We start from the raw sequence: 20,998 nt of genomic DNA on the forward strand, positions 1-20,998 counted from the left end.
CTTTTGTACCTTATTTAATGATTATTTTTTCTTTCCTTTTGCAGGAGCAGCAGCTGCTTGTCCTGGTTTAGGTCTCTTAGCTCCGTACTTAGATCTTCTCTGTGTTCTTCCATTTACACCAGCTGTGTCTAATGCACCTCTTACGATGTGGTAACGTACTCCCGGTAGGTCTTTCACCCTTCCGCCTCTAACCAATACTATCGAGTGCTCTTGAAGATTGTGTCCTTCGCCCGGGATATAGGCATTAACTTCTTTACCGTTAGAAAGTCTTACCCTTGCTACTTTTCTAAGTGCAGAGTTAGGTTTCTTCGGTGTAGTTGTATATACTCTCGTACATACACCACGTCTTTGTGGACAAGAATCAAGGGCAGCCGATTTGCTCTTCTTGGCAAGCGTGGCTCTTCCTTTTCTTACTAATTGTTGAATAGTAGGCATTTAATTGCTTTTTATTTTAGGGTGCAAAAATAGTAATATTTTTTTAATCTGCAAACACTTATATAAAAATTAAAATCAAATACTTACATCGAAAATAGAAGACGTTTCGATATAACATTCAAAGAAGTATAATATACATAAGGAAAAGAGATAGAAAAGAAACTTTTTTCCAAGCTTAAAAAATGGGTATTAAATAATTATGAATTTATAATTCTAAATCAGATCTGTAAATCATAATCACATACCCGATATATCCAAACTATATTTAAAAACTTTCTTATAGTTATGATCTATGAATAATCCAACGAGTTCGGCACGATATTTCGTAAATTTGGGATATACAATGATAAACACAGCAGTCATCATTAAAAAGCTTCATATTCTACTGAATGGAAGTGGTGCTTGTATCACATTTTAAAAATAAATATATACATATGAAAAACGCAAGTATTATCGGTCTTAAAGAAGCCGACTGTAAAAACATCTCAGAAAAATTAAATGTACTATTAGCTAACTATTCAGTATTCTACCAGAACACAAGAGGTTCTCACTGGAATATTAAAGGTGATCAGTTCTTCACCCTTCACCCAAAGTTTGAGGAATTGTACAATAGCCTGGTCTTAAAGATTGATGAGATTGCAGAAAGAATCCTTACGTTAGGAGCTACTCCTGCACATAATTATTCAGATTACTTAAAGGTAGCAACCATTAAAGAAAGTAAAGAAGTAACGGACGGTACCAAAAGTGTGGAACAGATTCTAAGTTCATTCAAAGTAGTAATTGACCTGCAGAGAGAACTTTTAGACATTACAGATAAAGCAGGAGACGAAGGTACAAATTCGCAGATGAGCGACTATATCACCGAGCAGGAGAAAGAAGTTTGGATGTACAATTCTTATCTTGGAAAATAACTCCATCCATAAGCATGGAAATATTTCAAAAAAATCGCCTTACATTTAGGCGATTTTATTTTTTATTTTTATATTTGCGTTAAAATTACACATATTATGAGCGACGTCAGATTAAACTCTATCCTTGATAATGATTTCTATAAAATAACCATGCAGAATGCTGTGGTAAAGCTATTCCCGAGTTCTATCGTAAAATACGAATTTATCAACAGGGGAAAACACCACTTTCCGGAAGGGTTTGACGCTGCTTTAAGAGAAGCTGTCAATAAAATGGCTGAACTTAAACTTACAAAAGATGAAAAAAAGTTCATGGCAAGAACATGTCCTTATATAGATTTGCCCTATCTTGATTTTTTAGAAGGTTATCACTATGATCCTTCTGAAGTAAAAATCCATCAGGAAGGAGGTGATCTTTCTGTCATTGTTGAAGGGCTTTGGTACAGAACGATTCTTTGGGAAGTTCCACTGCTGGCATTGATCAGTGAACTGCATTATGAAATGAACCACATGGAAAGAGATTCCAACGAGGTGGTAATGAGCAAAACAATCGAAAAGGCTGACTCCTTGGGCAGACTTGGAGTAACATTTGCAGAATTTGGAACGAGAAGAAGACACTCTTATAAGGTACAAAATCTGGTGATGGAAGCTTTAACCCAGAAAAAAGAGTCTACTTTTATCGGAAGTTCAAACGTACATTTTGCGATGAAATACGGTGTAAAACCTATCGGAACGCATGCTCATGAATGGTTTATGTTCCATGCTGCCGAATATGGATTCAAAATGGCCAATGAGTTGGCACTGGAACATTGGGTAGATGTTTACAGAGGTGATCTTGGAGTAGCTTTGTCTGATACTTATACCACAGATGTATTTTTCCAGCAGTTTGACAAAAAATTTGCTAAGCTTTTTGATGGCGTTCGTCATGATAGTGGAGATGCTCTGGAATTTGCAGATAAAACCATTGCTCACTATCAAAGAAATGGAATCAATCCGATGTTTAAATATATTATTTTTTCAGATGCATTAAATCTTGAAAAAGTAGAGGAAATTACCAATTATTGCAGAGGAAAAATTGGCATCTCATTCGGAATCGGCACCAACCTTACCAATGATGTGGGATTGAAGCCCATGAATATTGTAATGAAACTTATTGGTGTACAAGCTCCCAATAAAGAATGGATTCCTACAGTAAAACTTTCCGATGAGCATGGTAAATATACCGGAGATCCAAAGATGATCGAACTGGCGAAAGAATTTTTAAGAATTAAAGACTAGTAACCTCATCAGAATAATTAGATATAAACCTCGAAATCATCGAGGTCTTTTTGTTTCATAGTGACATTTGAAATTCAGTTTTCGGAAATCTGTGAGGATTTATTATATTTATCAAAATAAAAACAAGATGAAATCAAGAGTACTACTACTTGCAGGTCTCCTTCTGTCAGCATTTTCTTATGCTCAGGAAAAGAAAGCAGAAAAGCCTAAATACAACCAGGAACTGGCCACTTCTTTAGGTGCTGACAAATATGGGATGAAACCTTATACGATTGTTATACTGACAACAGGTTCTGCTAAAATTGAAGACAAAGCCAAAATGGGGAAACTCATGAAAGGGCACATGGCCAATATCGGTAAGCTGGCCAATGAAGGCAAAATTGTTGTTGCCGGACCTTTCCTTGAAAAGAATAAAGAAAACTACCGTGGCATGTTTATTTTCAACACCAAATCGAAGGAAGAAGCCGAGCAGTGGGTAAAAACAGATCCGGCAGTTCAGGCCGGTGTCTTCAACTATGAAATTTTCCCATGGTATGGTTCCGCAGCGCTGCCATTGTATCTTAAGCATCATGATGAGATCTCGAAAGAAAATCCTTAAATAAAGCAGGAAAAAAATCAACTTCTTTCCTGGAATAAATACATAATACATTTTAACTATCTGCATTTCAAATAATTACCAATAAAAGCACATAAATATTTCTTTTTTTAATGAATTAATTTAATTACTTTAGCTTTTAAATAATCCAATTTACTTATCTAATTATGAGTAAGTTATATACCAATAAAAACTAAAAATTAAACACATGAAAAAATTAAACATTACAAAACTTTCGAGAAGAGAGCTGAAAGATGTATTTGGAGGAACACTGTATCCGGCAGAATGCCCAGGGGGATGCCATGGTGAAGGCATGATCAGATGTCCTGACGGTACTACCACAATGACTAACTTTATATGCATGGGAGGAACCTGCCAACCGGCTGCCATGTGCAAGCCACTGATTCTTGAACCTTTTCCAGATCCGATTATCATCACTGATCCGGTTATCATCACCCCATAATCAGAATAACAATACATAAAGAGGCTGTCTCAAAAGTCAAACAATTGGCTTTTGTCATTGACTACGTCGAATCTTCGATTTCTGACGAAGGAAGAATCTGATTGATAAACAACTATATGAGATTCTTCACTACATTACATTTCGTTCAGAATGACAATTTTGAGACGCCTCTTTTTTAGTATCTTTAAATAACAAAAAACCATCATGAAAACCATTGACGAAGTTCTTAAAAAACTGGATGAAATTATTATCTGGTGTAAAGAAAACAAGAGTCCGGCAGGATATTTTGCCTGTACCTACAGAATTATGACCGCACAGGTTCTGAAAGGAATTCAGCAGAAAAAATTTGAAGACAATCCGAGGATGACTTCACTTGACATTGCTTTTGCACAAAGATATCTTCAGGCATGGGAAAGCTACAGTAAAAATGAAAGATGCACCAACTCATGGTACATCGCTTTTGAAGCTGCTAAAAACAGGAATCTTTTAATATTACAGCATATATTTCTTGGTATGAATGCTCACATTAACCTGGACCTTGGTGTTTCTGCCGCTTCTATTATGCCTTACCGGAAAATAAACCCTTTGAAAAAAGATTTTGAGAACATTAATAATGTCATTGCATCCATTAATCAGAATGTACAGAATTCGCTGAACAAAATCTGTTATCCTGTAGATCTTGTTGACCAACTCTCCAACGGAAAGGATAATGCTGTCCTTGATTTTGCCATATCCAAAGCAAGAGACACTTCCTGGGCAACGGCAGTCATTGCCTCCAATACTCCTAATTTCTTAAGGGAATCGGTGATCGGTATTGTAGATTACGCCGCTGCAAAAGTTGCCACCCAAATTCTGAACCCGAAGATCCTCACTCCTGCTCTTTTAAAAGAACTAAAAAAATGTGAGAGCAGTGATGTGGTAAAAAATATTGAGATTTTAGAAGCTACAAAAAATTCGTAAAAAAAGGCCGGGATCTTCCTCACGGATCCCGGCCTCATAATGAACAAAATGAAAGAAACTATATGGCTTCCTTATACTTTTTGCGATAGGCATAGTGGAAAATAATTGGTAACACTGTAAATGAAAGCAGCATACAGATAATTAATCCTCCTACAATCATAATGGCTAAAGGTTTCTGAATTTCCGATCCCATTCCATTCGACATGGCTGCCGGAAGAAGTCCCATAGAACCCATCAGGGCAATCATCACCACCGGGCGGATTCTGCTTTTCACTCCCTGAGCTATGGATTCTTTGAGTGACATTCTGTTTTGCAGATTTTCTTTCATCACTCCAATGAGTACGATACCGTCTATGGTAGCCACTCCAAACAGGATGATAAACCCAATTCCCGCTGAAATTCCAAAGATGGTTCCCGTAAACCAAAGGGATAAAAAACCTCCGATGAATGCAAAAGCGAGTGTAATGGATGAAATCAGCGTATCTTTTATATTTCCGAAATTGAAGTACAACAGCATCAGAATAAGAACTAAAGAAATCGGTACTACCATAGCCAGCTGTTTTGCGGCTCTTTCTTTACTTTCAAATTCTCCGGCCCATGTCATTTTATGCTTTTTCGGAAGCTTCACTTCTTGATCTACTTTCGCTTTGGCTTCCTTGATGGTACTTCCCAGATCGCGTCCTTCAATATTAAATCCAACTCCGATATATCTGCTGTTTCCTTCACGGTAAATAAATGATGGCCCCGTATGATAATCAATGGTTGCAATTTCTTTAAGCGGAACTTTTTTATTGTCCTGAGTCGGGATGAGAATATTTCCCATCTTTTCAGGCGTATCTCTGTAATCTTTTTCAAACCTGAGCATTACGTCAAACATTCTTTCTTCTTCGTAAAATTTGGTGGCTGCCTGACCTCCGATGGTCATTTCGATGACGGCCTGTGCATCTGCTGTGGAGACTCCATATTTTGCCATTTTGGAATCGTGAAGCTGTATTCTCAGCTCCGGAAGTCCGATATTTTTGAAAACATTCACGTCCGATATTCCCGGAACGGTTCTGATGGAATTAGCTACTTTATTGGCGTAATTTTCCAGCTCAAATAAATCATTTCCGAAAATTTTAATAACCAGCGGAGCTTTTACTCCTGCCACATATTCTTCCACGTTATCCTGTATCGGCTGGCTGAATCCAAAATTGATACCTGGAAATCTCTCAAGGGAGACTCTCATTTCTTCAAGAAGTTCTTCTTTGGATATTTTTTTCTTCCATTCATTTTCCGGTTTCAGCTGAATATTAAATTCGATATTAAAGAACCCGGTGGGATCGGTTCCGTCATTGGGACGGCCTGTCTGGGTCATGACAAATTTTACTTCATCATACTTCATGAGAATTTCCTTCATTTCTTTAGTCAGTCTTACAGATTCATCCAGATTGACACTGTTGGGAAGGGTTGCTCTTACATAAATTGCGCCTTCGTTCAGTTTGGGTAAAAACTCGGATCCATAATTGGAAAATCTCCATCCACACACGGCAAGCAAAGCAACGAAACCAACAATGAATCCTTTTTTATGGCGGTCACTGAATTCGTAAATTTTATAGATATTAACTCTGAAAAATCTTGAAATAAAGTTTTCTTTCTCTTCAATATTTTTTGTCAATAGCAGTTTACACATTGCCGGAACATATGTTAAACTTAAGATCAATGATCCTAATAATGCATACCCAAGTGTAAATGCTAATGGAGAGAACATTTTTCCTTCTACTTTCTGGAAAGAGAAAATAGGCATCAGGGCAACGATCAGAATCAGTAGGGCGAAGAAAATATAGCTCGCTACGCTTCCCGCACTTTTCTTGATGATTCCGAGTTTTGAAATTTTATTGAATCTGCGCAGTCCTATCTTTTTCGCTTTAAGTTCGAGGGCGACAAAGACATGTTCCACGATAACCAGCGTTCCTTCCAGAAGCAATCCGAAATCCAGCGCCCCCATGGAAATAAGGTTGGCCGGCAATCCCTGAATTTTAAGCATAATAATAGCGAACAGAAAAGCCAAAGGAATTACTGATGCCACGATGAAAGTTGTTCTCCAGTTGTAAAGGAAAATAAATACAATGATGGAAACCAGAATGACTCCTTCAATAAGATTTTTAGAAACCGTATGCACTGTAGTATTCACAAGCTCCGTACGGTCGATGATCGGAACAATCTGGACATCTCCCGGCAATTCTCCTCCATTCAGTTCTTCTATTCTGTCTTTCAGCCTTGCAATCACTTCACTTGGATTTTCACCCCGAAGCATAATCACAATTCCTTCTACCACATCATTTTCTTTGTTGTATCCTACCTGTCCCAATCTTGGTTTTGCTGAAACTTTTACTTCAGCTACATGTTTCACCAGAATAGGTGTAGAACCTTTTACCTCGATCTGAATATTCTCAATATCTTCTTTCTTCTCCAAAAGACCGATCCCCCGCACTACATAAGCCTGATCACCTTTTGCTACTACATCTCCTCCTACATTGATATTACTTCTAGAAACTGCTTCATACACATCCAGGGGGGAAAGGTCGTAATTGTGTAATTCCGTAGGATTAATTTTTATTTCATATGTTTTTTCTTCTCCACCAAAGCTTACCACATCCGCAACACCGGGAACAGCCAGCAACTCTCTTTCTACCACCCAATCCTGAATGGCTGTTACTTCTTTGATGGGAAGTTTACTCTTGATAATATATCTGTAAATTTCACCGGTAGCTCCCGAAGGAGGCTCAATGCTGTATTCTGCTCCGACAGGAAGTTCTACATTTCCGAGTTTATTGGAAGCATATTGCTGGGCATAAAAATCATTGACATGATCATCAAAAATAACCGTCACCACAGACAATCCGAATAAGGAAATAGAACGTACCGAAGTTTTGTTCGGAATGGCATTCATTTCCTTTGAAATGGGTAATGTGACGAATTTCTCTATTTCTTCAGCACTTCTTCCCGGCCACTGGGTAATAACCCTTACCCTTGTATTGGTAACATCCGGAAATGCTTCAATGGGTGTATGCAGATAGGAATAGATTCCTCCGGCCAGCAATAGAAAAGTTCCCAAAAGAACAATCAGTGAGTTTTTTAAAGAGAAGGAAACTATATTCTGTACAAATTTTCGCATTACTTCGTGGAATTATTTAATTGGTTTTTCAGGTTTTCATAAATCAGCAGCCCGTTGGAAGCAATGACATTTTCACCTGGTTTTAAATTGCCTTCTACATAAATATACTGACTGTTGGAAGCAATTTCTGTTACGGGTCTTATCTCCAGTTCACAGTCTTTTTTGTAAACCACTACATAGCTTTGGTTATTATCAAAGATTAAGGCTTTCGCAGGAATAGCCAATGCGCTTTTATTTTGTGAATTTACTGGCAATACTACATCTGCAGACATTCCTGGTCTCAGCTTCATTCCGTTATTATCCATAATGATTTTGGCTTTGAGTACTCTTTCATTTTCATTGAAAACCTGGGAAATAGTATTAATCTTCCCTGAAAAACTGTCATCAGGATAAGCAAGCGTTTTTACCACGACCGGCTGATCCACATAAACGTGTCTCATATTGGTAGCATACACATTGGCCATTACCCATACCTTATCCAGATTGGAAATGGTAAACAATTGATCTCCTCCGGCAGTAACAGGCATTCCTTTTGAAATATTCTTTGAAATCACATATCCGTCCGCAGGTGCTTTTATCTGAATCGTGCTTCCTCCTGCGGAATACAGCTGCATATTTTTCTGTGTTTTGGAAATATTGGATTGCAATATGGCCACCTCTGATCTTGCTTCCTGCAAATCTTTCTGGGAGGCAATATCATCTTTATACATGGCTTCTACGGAAGACAGTTTTCTTTTTGCAACAGCCAGCTGCGCCTGAAGGGTCTGGGTATCATCCTGCATTTCGTTAACGGCCGTACTTTTTACACTAGCCAGCGTTTGCCCTTTTTTCACATAATCACCAAGAGAGAAATAGGTATCTATTACTACTCCGTCTACAAGACTTACAAAAGGAACCGTTTTATCAGAATTACTTTCCACTTCCCCGGTAAGGGTGATACTTTCTTGTATAGGAAGCATTTCTGCTTTGGCCAGTTTAATCTCTTGTTTAAGTTCTTTGCTGATGCAATAGGCTTTTTCGGTTTCTTTATTTTCTGCTTTTCCGGCACAGCCTGTAAAAATGACGAGGGCAGACAGGTAAGCCGCAGCAATGTATGGGTTCATATTCTTGTTCATATCTTATAAATCTTGTCCTACAACATACTGCAGGTTTTCGTAGTATTGATTCAATTCTTTTTTAGTGTCCAGGATGATCATTTTATTTCCGATATAGGTATCCAGGAAATCCATATATTCAAGCATGCTGATATTTCTTAGTCTGAAATTCTTCTCATGGCTTACCAGCAAACCGTCCAGCGTAGATTCATAATTTTCATCAATTTCTTGTGAGACCTGTTGTGTTCTGATATAGTTTCTGAAAACAGATACAATTTCGTTATCAGATTTCATCATGTTTTTACGGGTCTCCAGTTTGCTTTTTTCAATCTCAAGCTTAGCTTCCTGAATATTCCCTTTGTTACGGTCAAAAATGGGAAGATCCATAGAAACCCCCAGTCCTATAAAATCTTTCATGATATTTCCTCCGCGGTCATATCCTATAGAAACTGCAACATCAGGTGTTTTCATGGCATTTTGAATTTCCAGATTTTTGGCAGCGTGTTTCTCTTTATTTTTGGAGATCATGATATCGGGACGGTTTTCTTTTGCTTTTTCCATCCATTGAGTCACTTCCAGTTCTGATAGTTGTTTTTCGGGCATAACAAATGAATCTGAAATCTCCAGATACGTTTGAGAAGGCAGCATTAATAAAGCTTTCAGTTCTACCTGCTGGTCTTCGATTTCCTGCTTCAATGAAACCAGTTTCTTTTTGAATTCAATTTCCTGTGCTTTTAAGCGGACATATTCAGCTTTACTGATGTTCCCGAGGTTTAATTGATTATTGTAGGATTTCGTTAATTTCTCAATGGAAGTAATTTGCCCTTGATAGATTTTTTGCTGTTCCTGATTGTAAAGAATTTCAGTAATCGTATTTCTGAGTGTCTTTTTAAGTTCACGCAAAACTTCCTGCAGTTCATACTTCTCTCCTTCCACTTCTATTTTCTGGAGTTCAATATTTTTTCTTCTTTTCCCCGCAGTCTGAATCACCTGTTCTATCTCGGCAGAAATCTGAGTACTTTTTCCCCAATTTCTGATAAGCGCAGGCTGTTCTTCGATGTCATAAGTTCTCCATAAATTCACCTCACTGATACTCAATGTAGGATTAGGCCAGTATTTAGCCTGAACAGCTCTTGCCTCGGCTTGTGAAATTTCAAGCTTCTGTGCAATAAGGTCAAGGTTTTTAGCCAGAAAAATAGTTTCAGCCTCCTTTCTGCTGATTTTCATGGTGTCTGAAATCTGTGCAGAAAAGAAACTGAAACAGGGAATATAAAATAGTGTAAAAAATAGCTTCTTCAAGGGTCTCTTATTTAAGACCACAAAGCTATTTGTCTAATATTAGAGGGAATTGTAAAGAAAATTAAAATTCGGTTAGTTCAACATTAGAGTTTGATTAGAACTTTTTTAAAACACGAAAAACACAAATCTTTTCACAAATAACACGATTATGAATGGGTAGGAAATTCCAGGAGAACATTAGTTCCCACATTGACCGTAGAATCAATTTTCATGATAATATGATGATGATCAAAAATACTTTTTGAAAGCGATAAACCAATTCCGCTGCCTTTTACAGCATCTACATTTTTTCCTCTATAGAAAGTCTCTGATATTTTCACAAGATCATCAGCAGGAATTCCTCTTCCTTCATCTCTGACCTCAATGTACAACTGACTGTTCATTTCAGATAATGTGATCAATATAGGTTTGTCATAGGAATATTTGATGGCATTTTCTACAATATTATATAACGCCAGGTAGAGAAGTGTTTCGTTTCCCGGGAATTCCAGTAAAGCAGGTTTTGTTACCTGAAGCTGTATTTTGATAGATGAATGGTTTTCTTTTGCTTTGGGTTCCAGTTTTGCATAAATCTTCCAGATCAGCTCATCCACTCTCATGAGTTTGTGAGATGATTCCAGTTTGGTCATTCCGGACATCAGCAAAAGATTGTTGAGAATATTTTCAATCTCATATACATTTTCCAATGACTCTTTGGCTACTTCCCTATATTCTTCCGGTGTACGGTCTTTTTGAGCAAATACTTCCAGGTTTCCAGAAATTGCTGCTAAAGGAGTTTTAAATTCATGAGAAACATAATTGATAAAGTTCTGCTGTAAGAGCACATTTTCGGAAATTCTGCCCAGTAGTTTATTATAAGACTTAATGAGATCTTCAATCTCGTCATTGGTATTGGTAGAAGTAATAATTGCCGTAGAAATGTTATTATACTCTACTTTATTGATCCGTTCTACTACATTGGAGATAGGTTTATAAACTACTTTAGAAAGGTATCTGCTCAGAAAATAGATTGCGAGAAGCCCGATCAACAATACGGAAAGCATGATAATAGCCAATCTCAGGATTTGTGACTGAAAAGAATCGTTGGAAGACTTCACAAAAACCACAAAGTCACCTTGGTTATCAGGATAAAAAATTCCGTAGTAGAATTGATTATCAGACATAAACTGTATTCCTTTGTTTTTTCGGACAGCCTGCAAATGGGAAAGCTTTATATTCTTATCGTTAAGGTTATGTCCAAAGGTAACTTCATTATTCTGATTATAAACCGCTACCCTGTTATTCTGAATCAGATGGTTGTATTCTTTTTTAATCTGGGCATGTCGGTCTTTCGGGAGTTCATCCTTTTCAAGATAATAAATAGCAGAGATAAGAGCCGTATTTCTGAGCTTTTCAAAATAGAAAATCTTGGTACTGTCATAATAGGCAAAAAATATCACCGCAGATGTGATGATAGAAACGATGCCAAATGAGAGGCTTGAAATAAGGGTAAATCTACTTCTTAGCGTCATCTTCAGTCTTTGATCAAATATCCGGTTCCTTTTACTGTATGAATAATTTTCTGTTCTGTCTCATCAATCTTATTACGGACATAGGAAATATAAACATCTACTACATTCGTTGTATTATCGAAATCAATTCCCCATACCTTATGTAAAATCTGGGTTCTGCTCAACACTTTATTTTTATTCTCCATCAGAAAAGTAAACAGTTTGTATTCCGTAGGGGAAAATTCTATTTCCTTATCATTCTGAGTTACTTTATGAAGATCAGTATCAATCACAATATTTCCGCATGATAAATATTGATCCTCCTTTTGGTAGCTCATTTTATTTCTTCTGGTTAAAGCTTTAATCCTTGAAATCAATTCTTCAAAATGGAAGGGTTTTGATAAATAATCATCAGCACCCATATCGAGCATTTTGATTTTATCATCAGGACTGTTCAGGGCACTTAAAACCAAAATCGGAGTATAGTTTCCTTTAAATCTGATAATTTGTGTCAACTGCATGCCATCCAGTCCGGGAAGCATAATATCCATTAAAATAATATCAAAATCATAGGTATGAAGAAGCTCACGTGCATTTTCCCCGGAATCTGCCAGGGTTGTATTATAGCCAGCCTCGGAAAGGCCTTTTATCAGGAAATTACTGATTCTTTGATCATCTTCTACCAGCAAAATATTCATAAGTCTCTGAAATTTCCCATAAATATAGGTATTCTAATTCAGAAAGAAAGCTGGGGGCCGGAAGCGAGAGGTAATGGAATTTTATAAAGCGATTGTTTCCATTTTATTTCCCTTTAAAAAACATTGAATTTAATTGTAAAAAAAATCAGTTCTTATCTGTCCAAAAGGAACTTCCAACATCCCGCTTCCAGCTTCCGACCTTTTTTCATAATTTTGGAAGATGGAGATGATATATTTAATTATTGGATTGATTGCCGGTGGTGTACTGGGCGCTGTTATACTATACTTTGTACTAAAATCGTCAATGGTTTCAAGAAGTTCTTATGATGCACTGAACACTTTATCCATTAAAACCCAATCTGATCTTGAAAATTCAAACCAGAAAATTCAGGAGCTTAATCAAATCATCAGTAAAGAGAAAGAAGCCAATATGCTGCAGCAGGATCTATTGGATGACCTTAAAAATGAATTTTCTAAAATCTCTGCCGAATATTCATCCTTAAATCTTCAGTTTCAGGAGTTAAAACAAATCAATCAGAGGCAGACTTCTCAGATAGAAACTCACATTCTTGAAAAACAGACTCTTTATGCTAAAAACTCTGAACTTTCTGCCAAAAATGAAGGTCTTCAACAATCTCTTGACACCCAGAAAGAAGAAATTGTTAAAATTCAGGAAGATTCTAAACTTCAGTTTGAAAATCTTGCCAATAAAATTTTAGAAGAAAAAACTGAAAAGTTTACTACCTTAAATCAAAATAACTTAAAAAATATCCTTGAACCTTTTCAGGAGAAAATCGCGGATTTAAAAAATAGAGTCAACGAAGCTTACGAAAAGGAAAATAAAGAACGTTTCTCCCTTGCAGAAAAGGTGAAAGAACTGGCAGAACTGAACCAGCAGATTTCCGAAGATGCCAAAAAATTAACCCGTGCCCTGAAAGGAGAAAGCAAAACTCAGGGAAACTGGGGCGAGATGATTCTGGAAAGTATTCTTGAAAAATCAGGATTGGTAAAAGGAAGAGAATATTTTCTCGAACTTGAATTGCGCGATGAAGACAATAAAGCTTTATTTTCTGAATTCTCCGGAAAGAAAATGCGTCCTGATGCTGTTGTAAAATACCCGGATGAAAGAAATGTCATCATTGATTCTAAAGTATCTCTGACTGCTTTCACAGAATTGGTTGACGAAACTGATGCTGATGTTTACGCCATAAAACTGAGCCAGCACCTCGGATCTATCAAGAATCATATTAATCAACTCAGTCAAAAAGCATACGATGACTATGGAAAATCACTGGATTTCGTGATGATGTTTATTCCGAGTGAACCGGCTTATATTGCGGCAATGCAGGCAGACCAGAATCTTTGGAACTATGCTTATGAAAGAAGAATTCTGCTACTGAATCCAAGTAACCTGATTACTTCCCTAAAACTGATTGCCGATCTTTGGAAACGTGAATATCAGAACAGAAACTCTATTGAAATTGCGGAACGCGGTGCCAGACTGTACGACAAATTTGTAGGTTTTGTAGAAAATCTGGAAAAAGTAGGACGAAATCTGGATCAGGCGAAAAATGTATTCAATGATGCTTACAAACAGCTTCATACCGGAAATGACAACCTGGTGATCCAGACTCAGAAATTGAAATCATTAGGAATTAAAAATAAAAAAGAGCTGCCACAAAGTCTTATTGACAATAGTAATCTTATTGAACCATCAGAAAGTTAAATCTCAGGAAAGCTAATCATCATACCTTTATAACCATTCTCATTTTTAAAATGGAAAAATACAGTCCATTTGAAATATCGTGGAAAAACCTTTTTATTAAAACCAGAGAAGTTCAATCATAAATTTTACATAATTTTGCAGCATGTTGATAGAAAGTTTTCAAAACGATAAAATAAAAAATGTCACTAAGCTTCTTACTGACAACAGGTTTCGTAAAAAATCAAAAGTTTTTGTAGTAGAAGGCCAGCAGGAAAATGAAAGAGCCATGCAGTATGATTTTGAGCCGCTGGAGTTCTTTATCTCTGAAAATATCTTTAAAGGAACTCTTCCCGATGGAAAAATCCATTATGTAAGTGAGAAGGTATATGAAAAAATCGCTTACAGAGGAAGTTCCGAAGGAATTATCGGCATTTACCATACCAAAGAAAATTCACTTTCATCATTTGTTCCTAAAGACGATGCTACAATAATCATTGTAGAAGGCGTAGAAAAACCGGGAAATCTTGGCGCTATTTTAAGAAGCTGTGAGGCATTTGGTATTGATGCCCTGATTGTTGCTGACGGGAAAACCGATTTCTACAACCCTAATGTGATCAGATCCAGTGTAGGATGCCTGTTCGGAATGGAAGTCTATCAGGCTGAAAATACGGAAACATTGGAATTCCTGCAGAAAAACAGTTTCAATATCTACACTACGCTGATGGACGAAAGTGCTGAAGACCTTTATCAAAGAGATTTCAGACAGCGTTCTGCCGTATTATTCGGCACGGAACATTCCGGATTGAGTGATTTCTGGATTGGAAAAGGAAAAAACACTTTAATTCCGATGGCAGGAAGTATTGATTCTTTAAACCTGAGTAATGCAGTAGCTATTACCTGCTATGAATCTCTGAAACAAAAGAAGGGATAAGCTATTCCAGATCTTATTTTGATATGAAAGAGATTGCTTCGCCTTTAGCTCGCAATGACTAAGCATAAAAAAACCGTTTCACTGGGTGAAACGGTTTTTTTATTGTTAAGCGTATGCTAGAATTATTTCTTAGCAGCATCTTTAGCAGCATCAGCAGCTCCTTTAGCAGCATCAGCAGCTCCTTTAGCAGCGTCAGCAGCACCTTTAGCAGCATCTTTAGCAACTTCAGCACCAGCAGCAGTAGTAGCAGCAGCAGCATCTTTAGTAGCTTCTACAGCAGTAGTTGCAGCAGAATCAACAACTTTAGCAGCAGAATCAGAAACTACAGCAGCAGAATCAGCTACAGTAGCAGCAGCAGAATCAGTTGTACCTTCAGTAGCAGTAGCTTCAGTTTTTTTACAAGCAACTAGAGAGATTGCAGCGATAGCAGCTACGAATAATGACTTTTTCATAATAAATTAAATTTAATTTTGTTAATATTGTTTTATAAAATTTTCTTCTGTTCTGTTATTTGAACAAGACAAAGGTAGAGCAGTTAGAAAATTTGTCTATGAAAAATAATTGTAATACCTTTGTAAAATAGTTTTACAAAAAAACATAGCTGATAATCAACAATTTAATTATTTTTTGAAAAATTGACAGATTTAGATCTATTACACTTTGAACAGCTAAAAAAGGATGTTCAGGGTCAATACTTAAAAGAATATACCCCTTCGCAGGATGACATATCCAAGTGGAAGGGTATAGATATTATATATTTTCAGGAAGACCTTCGAAAAAAAGCGAAAGGAAACATCAGTGAAAAGTCATTTTACACTTATTTTAAAACTTCACCGGTTACTAAACTACCAAGAATAGACATGCTCAATTTATTGAGCATTTATGCGGGTTACAACTCATGGTACGATTTCAAGAAACAGCATCTTTTTGCGGGTGAATTACTTCAGGAAAATGAAAATTTTGAAGACGAAGATCTCGAAGAACTTGAAAAAACAGTTTCTGAAGCTCCTGAACTTCCAAAAATTGAACTTCAACCTAAAAAAGTTGAAATCAGGACCCCAGAAAATACTGATTTACAAAAATCGAATACTGAAAATCAACAAATTACACAAAACAAAACAATAACAAATGAGATAGAAATTTCAGATGTTCCGCCTAAGAAAAATTTCTTCAAAAAGAATGCCTGGGCACTTGTTACTTCAGTTTTGATTACGATTACCGGTCTTTTAGGTTTTAAAGATGTACTTTTTTCAAAAACTTATAAATATTGTTTCATTGATAAGGACAGAGGAGTTTCTGTGATCAATACTTTAGAAATAATGGTGGTGAAGGAAAATGAGTCTCCGCTGATGTATAAAATAAAGCCGGGAGAGTGTTTTTATTATTCTACCAAGGATAAAAATCTAAAAATGCGAATCAGCGCTCCTTTCTATGAGCCTCTGGAAGTGAACAGGAACCTTGAAAATGCTCCTGAAGAAGAAAAGATCGAATTAAAGCCGGATGATTATAAGATGGCGGTTTATTATTTCTCTATAAAAGACATCAAAGGAGGAAATCCGGATGAGCAGGTTGCTCTTATCAAGCAAAAAAGAAATCAGCTTGAAAACCTGATCAGCAACAATGCAGTAATTTATCAGGTATATGATAATGATACTTATGGCATTGAAAGGCTGGATAAGCAGAAGTATATCACGCTGGTAACGACTCCAACAACCTCTCTGAAAAACCTGAATGTAATAGAAATGAAAAAGGATACCAAAGGTAAAATTGTATCCATCAAATTTAAAATTGCTACCACAGATGAAAAGAATAAGTAATTTTTTAATTTTCACCGTGCTTCTGACATTATTTATTGCCTGTAATAATAAAACCTCAGAGGTAAGCGACCTCGATAAGCTACGAAACAGCACCAACGAAAAAAGCTATCCTGCCGTACAGATGGATAGCATGCAGGCGATTAATTCCATCACCAAACAGAAAGTTCAGGAACTTCTTGATCTGTCTACTCTATATCTCAGCGGAAACAGAAATACGGAAATAGATACTGTCATTTATTCCCAGATGGAAAGCTATTTTCACAAACCGGATTCACTGACATTTAAAAGATTGCTGAAGGAACTGGACAGCATGAAAGTAAAAACAGCGAAAGTCAGCAATCTGAATGTATATAAAGATTTTTATAAAAAAGATACACTAGACTATGCCAGGTTTAATGTGGAATATTTTGACAGTAAAAACAAGTCTCTGGGAAGCTTTGAAAAGAATGCACAATACATCTTATTGTCTACATCAAAGCTTAAAAAAGAGTTTAAATTCTACTTTTTAGATTTTTATTCCAAACCGCTTCAAAAAGACAGCACTTCGGTAGGAGTAACCAAATAGTCAAGAGGAATATCATTTTCCCAGACATCATCCACATATTCATCGGGGGCAAAATAATTGACTCCGATTTTTTTTGTCTCCTCAGAAATACTTTGAAACAATCTGTCATAAAATCCTTTACCATAGCCTACTCTATTCCCTTTTTTGTCACAATACAACAAAGGCGTAATCACATAATGAAAGTATTTTTCGCCAGAATCTTCATTGGAAACAGGTTCTGAAATCCCCCAACTGTTGGTTTCAAAAGCAGTATCTTCAGAGATCTCAATATTAATAAGCCTATCTCCAACAATTTTAGGCACATACACCCGGATATTCTGTGCTAAAAAATACTGAATGAAGATTTGGGTATCAATTTCTTTCCTTGCCGGAATCGGGATAAAAACGTGTACTTTTTCTGATTCTTTTGGCTTAAAATGTTGAATGAAATTCTCAAAAATCTTTTCAGATAACAGAAAAGCCTCATCAGCAGACAAGGCTTTCCTTTTTTGGGTATATTTTTTTCTAAGCTCAGCTTTCAGCATAATGATTAAGTGATTCTTACAGAAATAATTTTCACAGGACAGGCGTTGGCTGCTCTCTCCAAATATTCAAACGCTTCGTGGTCTGGTGTTTTTAACGTGTAGAAGCCTTTTTTATCAATCGTCTTAAGCAATACCGATTTACCATCTTTTTTAGACATTCTAAAATATTCCGGAGCAAATTCGACACAGTAATTACAACCAATACATTTATCTCTCTGAAGTGTAGCAATAACCATTACGTTTTAACAATTTTATATAATTTGTCACTTGGCCGTACACGGAACTTCGTTGGGAAAGTAATCACATCAGATTTTGTTGCCTTGTCCGCTCCTTCCTTCTTATCAACAATCATGCTTTCGATGATCATTTCCTGTGATCCTGTAGTAGGTCCCTGTATAAGTACGGTGTCCCCTACAGAAATATCATAGGCTTCCACTGCAAACTCTGCAATATTGGCTTTCGGATAGAAATGCCGCCCTTTTCCTATATACACTTTCTTTTGTGTTGCATGGGAACCCGAGTTTGGAGACCACTCACCCAGCTCCTGACCAAGATAATATCCACTCCAGAAACCTCTGTTGTATACAGTCTCCAGAAGCTTCATCCATTCATCCACTTTTTCGTGAGAAAACGTTCCGTCAGCAATACTGTCAATTGCTTCTCTATAGCATTTTGTAACTGCTGCCACATATTCCGGAGCTCTTCCTCTTCCTTCTATCTTCAAGACTTTCACGCCGGCATCCACTATCTGATTCAGGAAACCAATCGTACAAAGGTCTTTGGGAGACATCATATATTCGTTATCAAGTTCAATTTCAAAACCTGACTCCTGATCAATCACTGTATATTTTTTCCGGCAGTTCTGTTTGCAGGCTCCTCTGTTTGCTGAAGAATTATGGGAATGCAGACTTAGATAGCATTTCCCGGATACTGCCATACATAAGGCACCATGTCCGAAAATCTCCACTTCAACAAGATGACCAGAAGGTCCTTTTACCTGATCCTTTTCAATCTGAGTACAGATTTTTTTGATCTGGCTGATACTTAATTCACGGCTCATCACCATGGTATCAGCAAAAAGAGCATAGAATTTTACGGTTTCAATATTGGTTATATTAATCTGGGTGGAAATATGCACCTCCATACCAATTTGCCTTGCATAAGAAATTACAGCCTGGTCCATTGCAATCACTGCTGTAAGACCGGCTTCCTTCGCTTTATCTAAAAGTGTTCTGACGATAGAAAGATCATGATCATAGATGATGGTGTTAAGGGTCAGATACGTTCTTACTCCTTTTTCAGCACATCTTCTGGCGATTTCCGGCAGGTCATCAATGGTGAAGTTCATTGTTGCTCTTGCACGCATGTTGAGCTGCTCAACTCCAAAATAGACAGAGTCTGCACCGTTATCTATAGCCGCCTGAAGTGATATGAAATCTCCTGCAGGAGACATCAGTTCTATTTTTCCGCTTTTTGTCATTTCAAGTCTGGAATTATTAAGTTGTTAAAACAGAAATAATTGTATTGACAGCTATGAATTATGCATTTTGCACAATTCTGTACAATTTATCAGACAAACGAACTCTGAATGGCAGCGCAAAAGTAATCTGATCTCCAATGTTTGCCGTTTCACAAGGCCCTCCGTTAGCATAGATTTCAGTAATGGTAACTTCCTGCTCTCCCGTTGTAGGACCTGAGATCAATACTTTATCACCCACTGATAAATCCTTATGTTCAATTAAAAACTGTGCAATCTTTGATTTTGAGTAGTAATGTTCTGCCTTTCCAATCAATTCTTTTTTAACAGCAATCTTTTGACGGATATTTTTTGTCTCAGCTTTTGCTAAAGGTTTATCAGTTAAATCTCCTGAGTTTTTAAATTTCAGGGCATCTGATTTTCCTTTTCTGAATACTTTATTTCCAACCTGTAATCCCTTTCTCAGTTTCACCTGTTCATCCCACGGCAAATGAATGGTCTCCAGACATTCCGTAGAACAGCAGTTTTCCATCGCAGCTTTACAATCGTCGCATTGGATAAACAACAAATGACAGGCATCATTGGCACAATTGGTATGATTATCACAAGGTTTTCCACACTGGTGGCATTGTGCAATAATATCATCTGTAATTCTCTCCCCCAGTCGGTGGTCAAATACAAAGTTTTTACCAATGAATTTACTTTTTATTCCTTCTTCTTTGATCTGTCGTGTATATTCAATGATACCTCCTTCCAATTGATAAACATTTTTGAAACCTTGGTGTTTGAAGTAAGCACTGGCTTTTTCACAACGGATTCCTCCGGTACAGTACATCAACAGGTTTTTATCTTCTTTAAAATCCTGTAGCTGTTCATTGATGATGGGTAAACTTTCTCTGAAATTTTCCACATCCGGAGTAATGGCACCTTCAAAATGCCCTACTTCACTTTCGTAGTGATTTCTGAAATCTACAACAATGGTATTGGGATCTTCCAGCATATTATTGAATTCCTGAGCTTTTAAGTGAATTCCTTTATTGGTCACATCAAAAGTTTCGTCATTCAAACCGTCAGCAACAATTTTGTTTCTGACTTTTATGGTTAATTTTAAAAATGAGTAATTGTCTTGGTCTACCGCTACATTCAAACGGATTCCTTTCATGAAGTCATAAACTTCGAGCGTATCACGAAAAGCCTCAAACTGATCTGCAGGAACACTCATCTGAGCATTAATTCCTTCTGTAGCAACATAAATACGGCCAAGTGCGTCCAATGCATTCCAGGCTATAAATAGTTCGTCGCGAAATTTTTTGGGGTCTTCGATTTTGGCATACGCATAGAAAGACAAGGTAAGACGGTCTTTACCGGTTTCATCAATAAGTTGAGCTCTTTCTTCTGCGCTTAAGGTGTTATACAGTTGCATGCTATAAACGTTTTAAGTGAGAATAAAAATTTTTGCAAAGATAATCATTTTAGAATTAAGTATATTTATAACACCAATCACGAACAATAATCAGTAACCTGCCAGCAATGAAAATCAGATCACTATCTATGATAAGTCTGCCATATTTTCTTTAATTTTTTTTTAAGTTTTGTTAACTG

The 20,998-nt window shown here is 36.8% G+C and carries 20 protein-coding genes; 9 read left to right on the top strand and 11 right to left on the bottom strand.

Features of this window, described 5'->3' with window-relative positions; translation table 11 throughout:
* Positions 1-21: 21 nt before the first annotated feature.
* The gene (gene rpsL, locus JNG87_RS21140) at positions 22-435 is read right to left on the bottom strand and encodes a 30S ribosomal protein S12 (protein ID WP_002983146.1); all 414 of its coding nucleotides are present in this window, start codon (positions 433-435) and stop codon (positions 22-24) included.
* 434 nt (positions 436-869) lie between these two features.
* Between rpsL and JNG87_RS21145 the strand changes: the two genes are divergently transcribed.
* The 5 genes from JNG87_RS21145 (at position 870) to JNG87_RS21165 (ending at position 4,639) form a co-directional block, all read left to right on the top strand.
* A complete protein-coding gene (locus JNG87_RS21145; RefSeq protein ID WP_062673577.1) occupies positions 870-1,346 on the top strand; it encodes a Dps family protein in 477 nt (158 codons plus the stop codon).
* 96 nt (positions 1,347-1,442) lie between these two features.
* Positions 1,443-2,621 (top strand): nicotinate phosphoribosyltransferase, encoded by a 1,179-nt coding sequence (gene pncB, locus JNG87_RS21150; protein ID WP_110008537.1) that lies wholly within the window; start codon positions 1,443-1,445, stop codon positions 2,619-2,621.
* Between the two features lie 127 nt (positions 2,622-2,748).
* Positions 2,749-3,219 carry a YciI family protein gene (locus tag JNG87_RS21155; RefSeq protein ID WP_202840865.1) on the top strand — a complete coding sequence of 157 codons (471 nt, stop codon included), beginning with the start codon at positions 2,749-2,751 and terminating at the stop codon, positions 3,217-3,219.
* Positions 3,220-3,424: 205 nt separating this feature from the next.
* Positions 3,425-3,679 (top strand): TIGR04149 family rSAM-modified RiPP, encoded by a 255-nt coding sequence (locus JNG87_RS21160; RefSeq protein ID WP_202840866.1) that lies wholly within the window; start codon positions 3,425-3,427, stop codon positions 3,677-3,679.
* Between the two features lie 204 nt (positions 3,680-3,883).
* Positions 3,884-4,639: a DUF5995 family protein gene (locus JNG87_RS21165; protein ID WP_202840868.1), complete on the top strand. Its 756-nt coding sequence runs from the start codon at positions 3,884-3,886 to the stop codon at positions 4,637-4,639.
* A gap of 58 nt (positions 4,640-4,697) precedes the next feature.
* Here JNG87_RS21165 and JNG87_RS21170 read toward each other — a convergent pair whose 3' ends face one another.
* From JNG87_RS21170 to JNG87_RS21190, 5 genes are all read right to left on the bottom strand, one after another.
* Positions 4,698-7,796, bottom strand: coding sequence for an efflux RND transporter permease subunit (locus JNG87_RS21170; RefSeq protein WP_202840870.1), 3,099 nt, complete (start codon positions 7,794-7,796; stop codon positions 4,698-4,700).
* Positions 7,796-8,911, bottom strand: a complete 1,116-nt coding sequence (locus JNG87_RS21175) for an efflux RND transporter periplasmic adaptor subunit (protein WP_202840872.1) — start codon at positions 8,909-8,911, stop codon at positions 7,796-7,798. Before JNG87_RS21175 ends, JNG87_RS21170 begins: the two co-directional genes overlap by 1 nt.
* A 3-nt stretch (positions 8,912-8,914) precedes the next feature.
* Positions 8,915-10,189 (bottom strand): TolC family protein, encoded by a 1,275-nt coding sequence (locus JNG87_RS21180; protein ID WP_238349636.1) that lies wholly within the window; start codon positions 10,187-10,189, stop codon positions 8,915-8,917.
* A gap of 146 nt (positions 10,190-10,335) precedes the next feature.
* Positions 10,336-11,700, bottom strand: a complete 1,365-nt coding sequence (locus JNG87_RS21185; protein WP_202840874.1) for a sensor histidine kinase — start codon at positions 11,698-11,700, stop codon at positions 10,336-10,338.
* 2 nt (positions 11,701-11,702) lie between these two features.
* On the bottom strand, positions 11,703-12,377 hold the full coding sequence (locus JNG87_RS21190; protein WP_202840875.1) for a response regulator transcription factor: 675 nt from the start codon (positions 12,375-12,377) through the stop codon (positions 11,703-11,705).
* A 220-nt stretch (positions 12,378-12,597) separates the two neighbouring features.
* On the opposite strand from JNG87_RS21190, the gene rmuC reads away from it, so the two are divergent.
* A complete protein-coding gene (gene rmuC / locus JNG87_RS21195) occupies positions 12,598-14,103 on the top strand; it encodes a DNA recombination protein RmuC (RefSeq protein ID WP_202840876.1) in 1,506 nt (501 codons plus the stop codon).
* A gap of 142 nt (positions 14,104-14,245) precedes the next feature.
* Positions 14,246-15,013: a TrmH family RNA methyltransferase gene (locus JNG87_RS21200; RefSeq protein ID WP_202840878.1), complete on the top strand. Its 768-nt coding sequence runs from the start codon at positions 14,246-14,248 to the stop codon at positions 15,011-15,013.
* A 122-nt stretch (positions 15,014-15,135) separates the two neighbouring features.
* Here JNG87_RS21200 and JNG87_RS21205 read toward each other — a convergent pair whose 3' ends face one another.
* The gene (locus JNG87_RS21205; protein WP_034694620.1) at positions 15,136-15,465 is read right to left on the bottom strand and encodes a hypothetical protein; all 330 of its coding nucleotides are present in this window, start codon (positions 15,463-15,465) and stop codon (positions 15,136-15,138) included.
* A gap of 183 nt (positions 15,466-15,648) precedes the next feature.
* Between JNG87_RS21205 and JNG87_RS21210 the strand changes: the two genes are divergently transcribed.
* On the top strand, positions 15,649-16,830 hold the full coding sequence (locus JNG87_RS21210) for a hypothetical protein (RefSeq protein ID WP_202840881.1): 1,182 nt from the start codon (positions 15,649-15,651) through the stop codon (positions 16,828-16,830).
* Entirely contained in the window at positions 16,814-17,395 is a 582-nt protein-coding gene (locus JNG87_RS21215) for a hypothetical protein (protein ID WP_202840883.1), read from the top strand. The genes JNG87_RS21210 and JNG87_RS21215 overlap by 17 nt, the downstream gene beginning before the upstream one ends.
* On the opposite strand, the gene JNG87_RS21220 is transcribed toward JNG87_RS21215, so the two are convergent.
* Genes JNG87_RS21220 through JNG87_RS21235 form a run of 4 tightly spaced genes read right to left on the bottom strand, consistent with a single transcriptional unit; the run spans position 17,359 to position 20,819 of the window.
* Positions 17,359-17,919 (bottom strand): 5-formyltetrahydrofolate cyclo-ligase, encoded by a 561-nt coding sequence (locus JNG87_RS21220; protein ID WP_202840885.1) that lies wholly within the window; start codon positions 17,917-17,919, stop codon positions 17,359-17,361. The two genes, JNG87_RS21215 and JNG87_RS21220, sit on opposite strands and share 37 nt — an antisense overlap.
* Positions 17,920-17,924: 5 nt before the next feature.
* Positions 17,925-18,155, bottom strand: coding sequence for a ferredoxin (locus tag JNG87_RS21225; RefSeq protein WP_062673534.1), 231 nt, complete (start codon positions 18,153-18,155; stop codon positions 17,925-17,927).
* The gene (locus tag JNG87_RS21230; protein ID WP_202840887.1) at positions 18,155-19,399 is read right to left on the bottom strand and encodes a peptidase U32 family protein; all 1,245 of its coding nucleotides are present in this window, start codon (positions 19,397-19,399) and stop codon (positions 18,155-18,157) included. The genes JNG87_RS21225 and JNG87_RS21230 overlap by 1 nt, the downstream gene beginning before the upstream one ends.
* A gap of 58 nt (positions 19,400-19,457) precedes the next feature.
* Positions 19,458-20,819, bottom strand: coding sequence for a rhodanese-related sulfurtransferase (locus JNG87_RS21235; protein ID WP_202840889.1), 1,362 nt, complete (start codon positions 20,817-20,819; stop codon positions 19,458-19,460).
* Positions 20,820-20,998 lie beyond the last annotated feature (179 nt).

The sequence above is a fragment of the Chryseobacterium cucumeris genome, assembly GCF_016775705.1.
Lineage (GTDB): Bacteria > Bacteroidota > Bacteroidia > Flavobacteriales > Weeksellaceae > Chryseobacterium > Chryseobacterium cupriresistens.

Bases quoted from the DNA above. Each gene is read 5' to 3' on its own strand.
- rpsL (WP_002983146.1), bottom strand. From the start codon at position 435: ATGCCTACTATTCAACAATTAGTAAGAAAAGGAAGAGCCACGCTTGCC.
- JNG87_RS21145 (WP_062673577.1), top strand. From the start codon at position 870: ATGAAAAACGCAAGTATTATCGGTCTTAAAGAAGCCGACTGTAAAAAC.
- pncB (WP_110008537.1), top strand. From the start codon at position 1,443: ATGAGCGACGTCAGATTAAACTCTATCCTTGATAATGATTTCTATAAA.
- JNG87_RS21155 (WP_202840865.1), top strand. From the start codon at position 2,749: ATGAAATCAAGAGTACTACTACTTGCAGGTCTCCTTCTGTCAGCATTT.
- JNG87_RS21160 (WP_202840866.1), top strand. From the start codon at position 3,425: ATGAAAAAATTAAACATTACAAAACTTTCGAGAAGAGAGCTGAAAGAT.
- JNG87_RS21165 (WP_202840868.1), top strand. From the start codon at position 3,884: ATGAAAACCATTGACGAAGTTCTTAAAAAACTGGATGAAATTATTATC.
- JNG87_RS21170 (WP_202840870.1), bottom strand. From the start codon at position 7,796: ATGCGAAAATTTGTACAGAATATAGTTTCCTTCTCTTTAAAAAACTCA.
- JNG87_RS21175 (WP_202840872.1), bottom strand. From the start codon at position 8,911: ATGAACAAGAATATGAACCCATACATTGCTGCGGCTTACCTGTCTGCC.
- JNG87_RS21185 (WP_202840874.1), bottom strand. From the start codon at position 11,700: ATGACGCTAAGAAGTAGATTTACCCTTATTTCAAGCCTCTCATTTGGC.
- JNG87_RS21190 (WP_202840875.1), bottom strand. From the start codon at position 12,377: ATGAATATTTTGCTGGTAGAAGATGATCAAAGAATCAGTAATTTCCTG.
- rmuC (WP_202840876.1), top strand. From the start codon at position 12,598: ATGGAGATGATATATTTAATTATTGGATTGATTGCCGGTGGTGTACTG.
- JNG87_RS21200 (WP_202840878.1), top strand. From the start codon at position 14,246: ATGTTGATAGAAAGTTTTCAAAACGATAAAATAAAAAATGTCACTAAG.
- JNG87_RS21205 (WP_034694620.1), bottom strand. From the start codon at position 15,465: ATGAAAAAGTCATTATTCGTAGCTGCTATCGCTGCAATCTCTCTAGTT.
- JNG87_RS21215 (WP_202840883.1), top strand. From the start codon at position 16,814: ATGAAAAGAATAAGTAATTTTTTAATTTTCACCGTGCTTCTGACATTA.
- JNG87_RS21220 (WP_202840885.1), bottom strand. From the start codon at position 17,919: ATGCTGAAAGCTGAGCTTAGAAAAAAATATACCCAAAAAAGGAAAGCC.
- JNG87_RS21225 (WP_062673534.1), bottom strand. From the start codon at position 18,155: ATGGTTATTGCTACACTTCAGAGAGATAAATGTATTGGTTGTAATTAC.
- JNG87_RS21230 (WP_202840887.1), bottom strand. From the start codon at position 19,399: ATGACAAAAAGCGGAAAAATAGAACTGATGTCTCCTGCAGGAGATTTC.
- JNG87_RS21235 (WP_202840889.1), bottom strand. From the start codon at position 20,819: ATGCAACTGTATAACACCTTAAGCGCAGAAGAAAGAGCTCAACTTATT.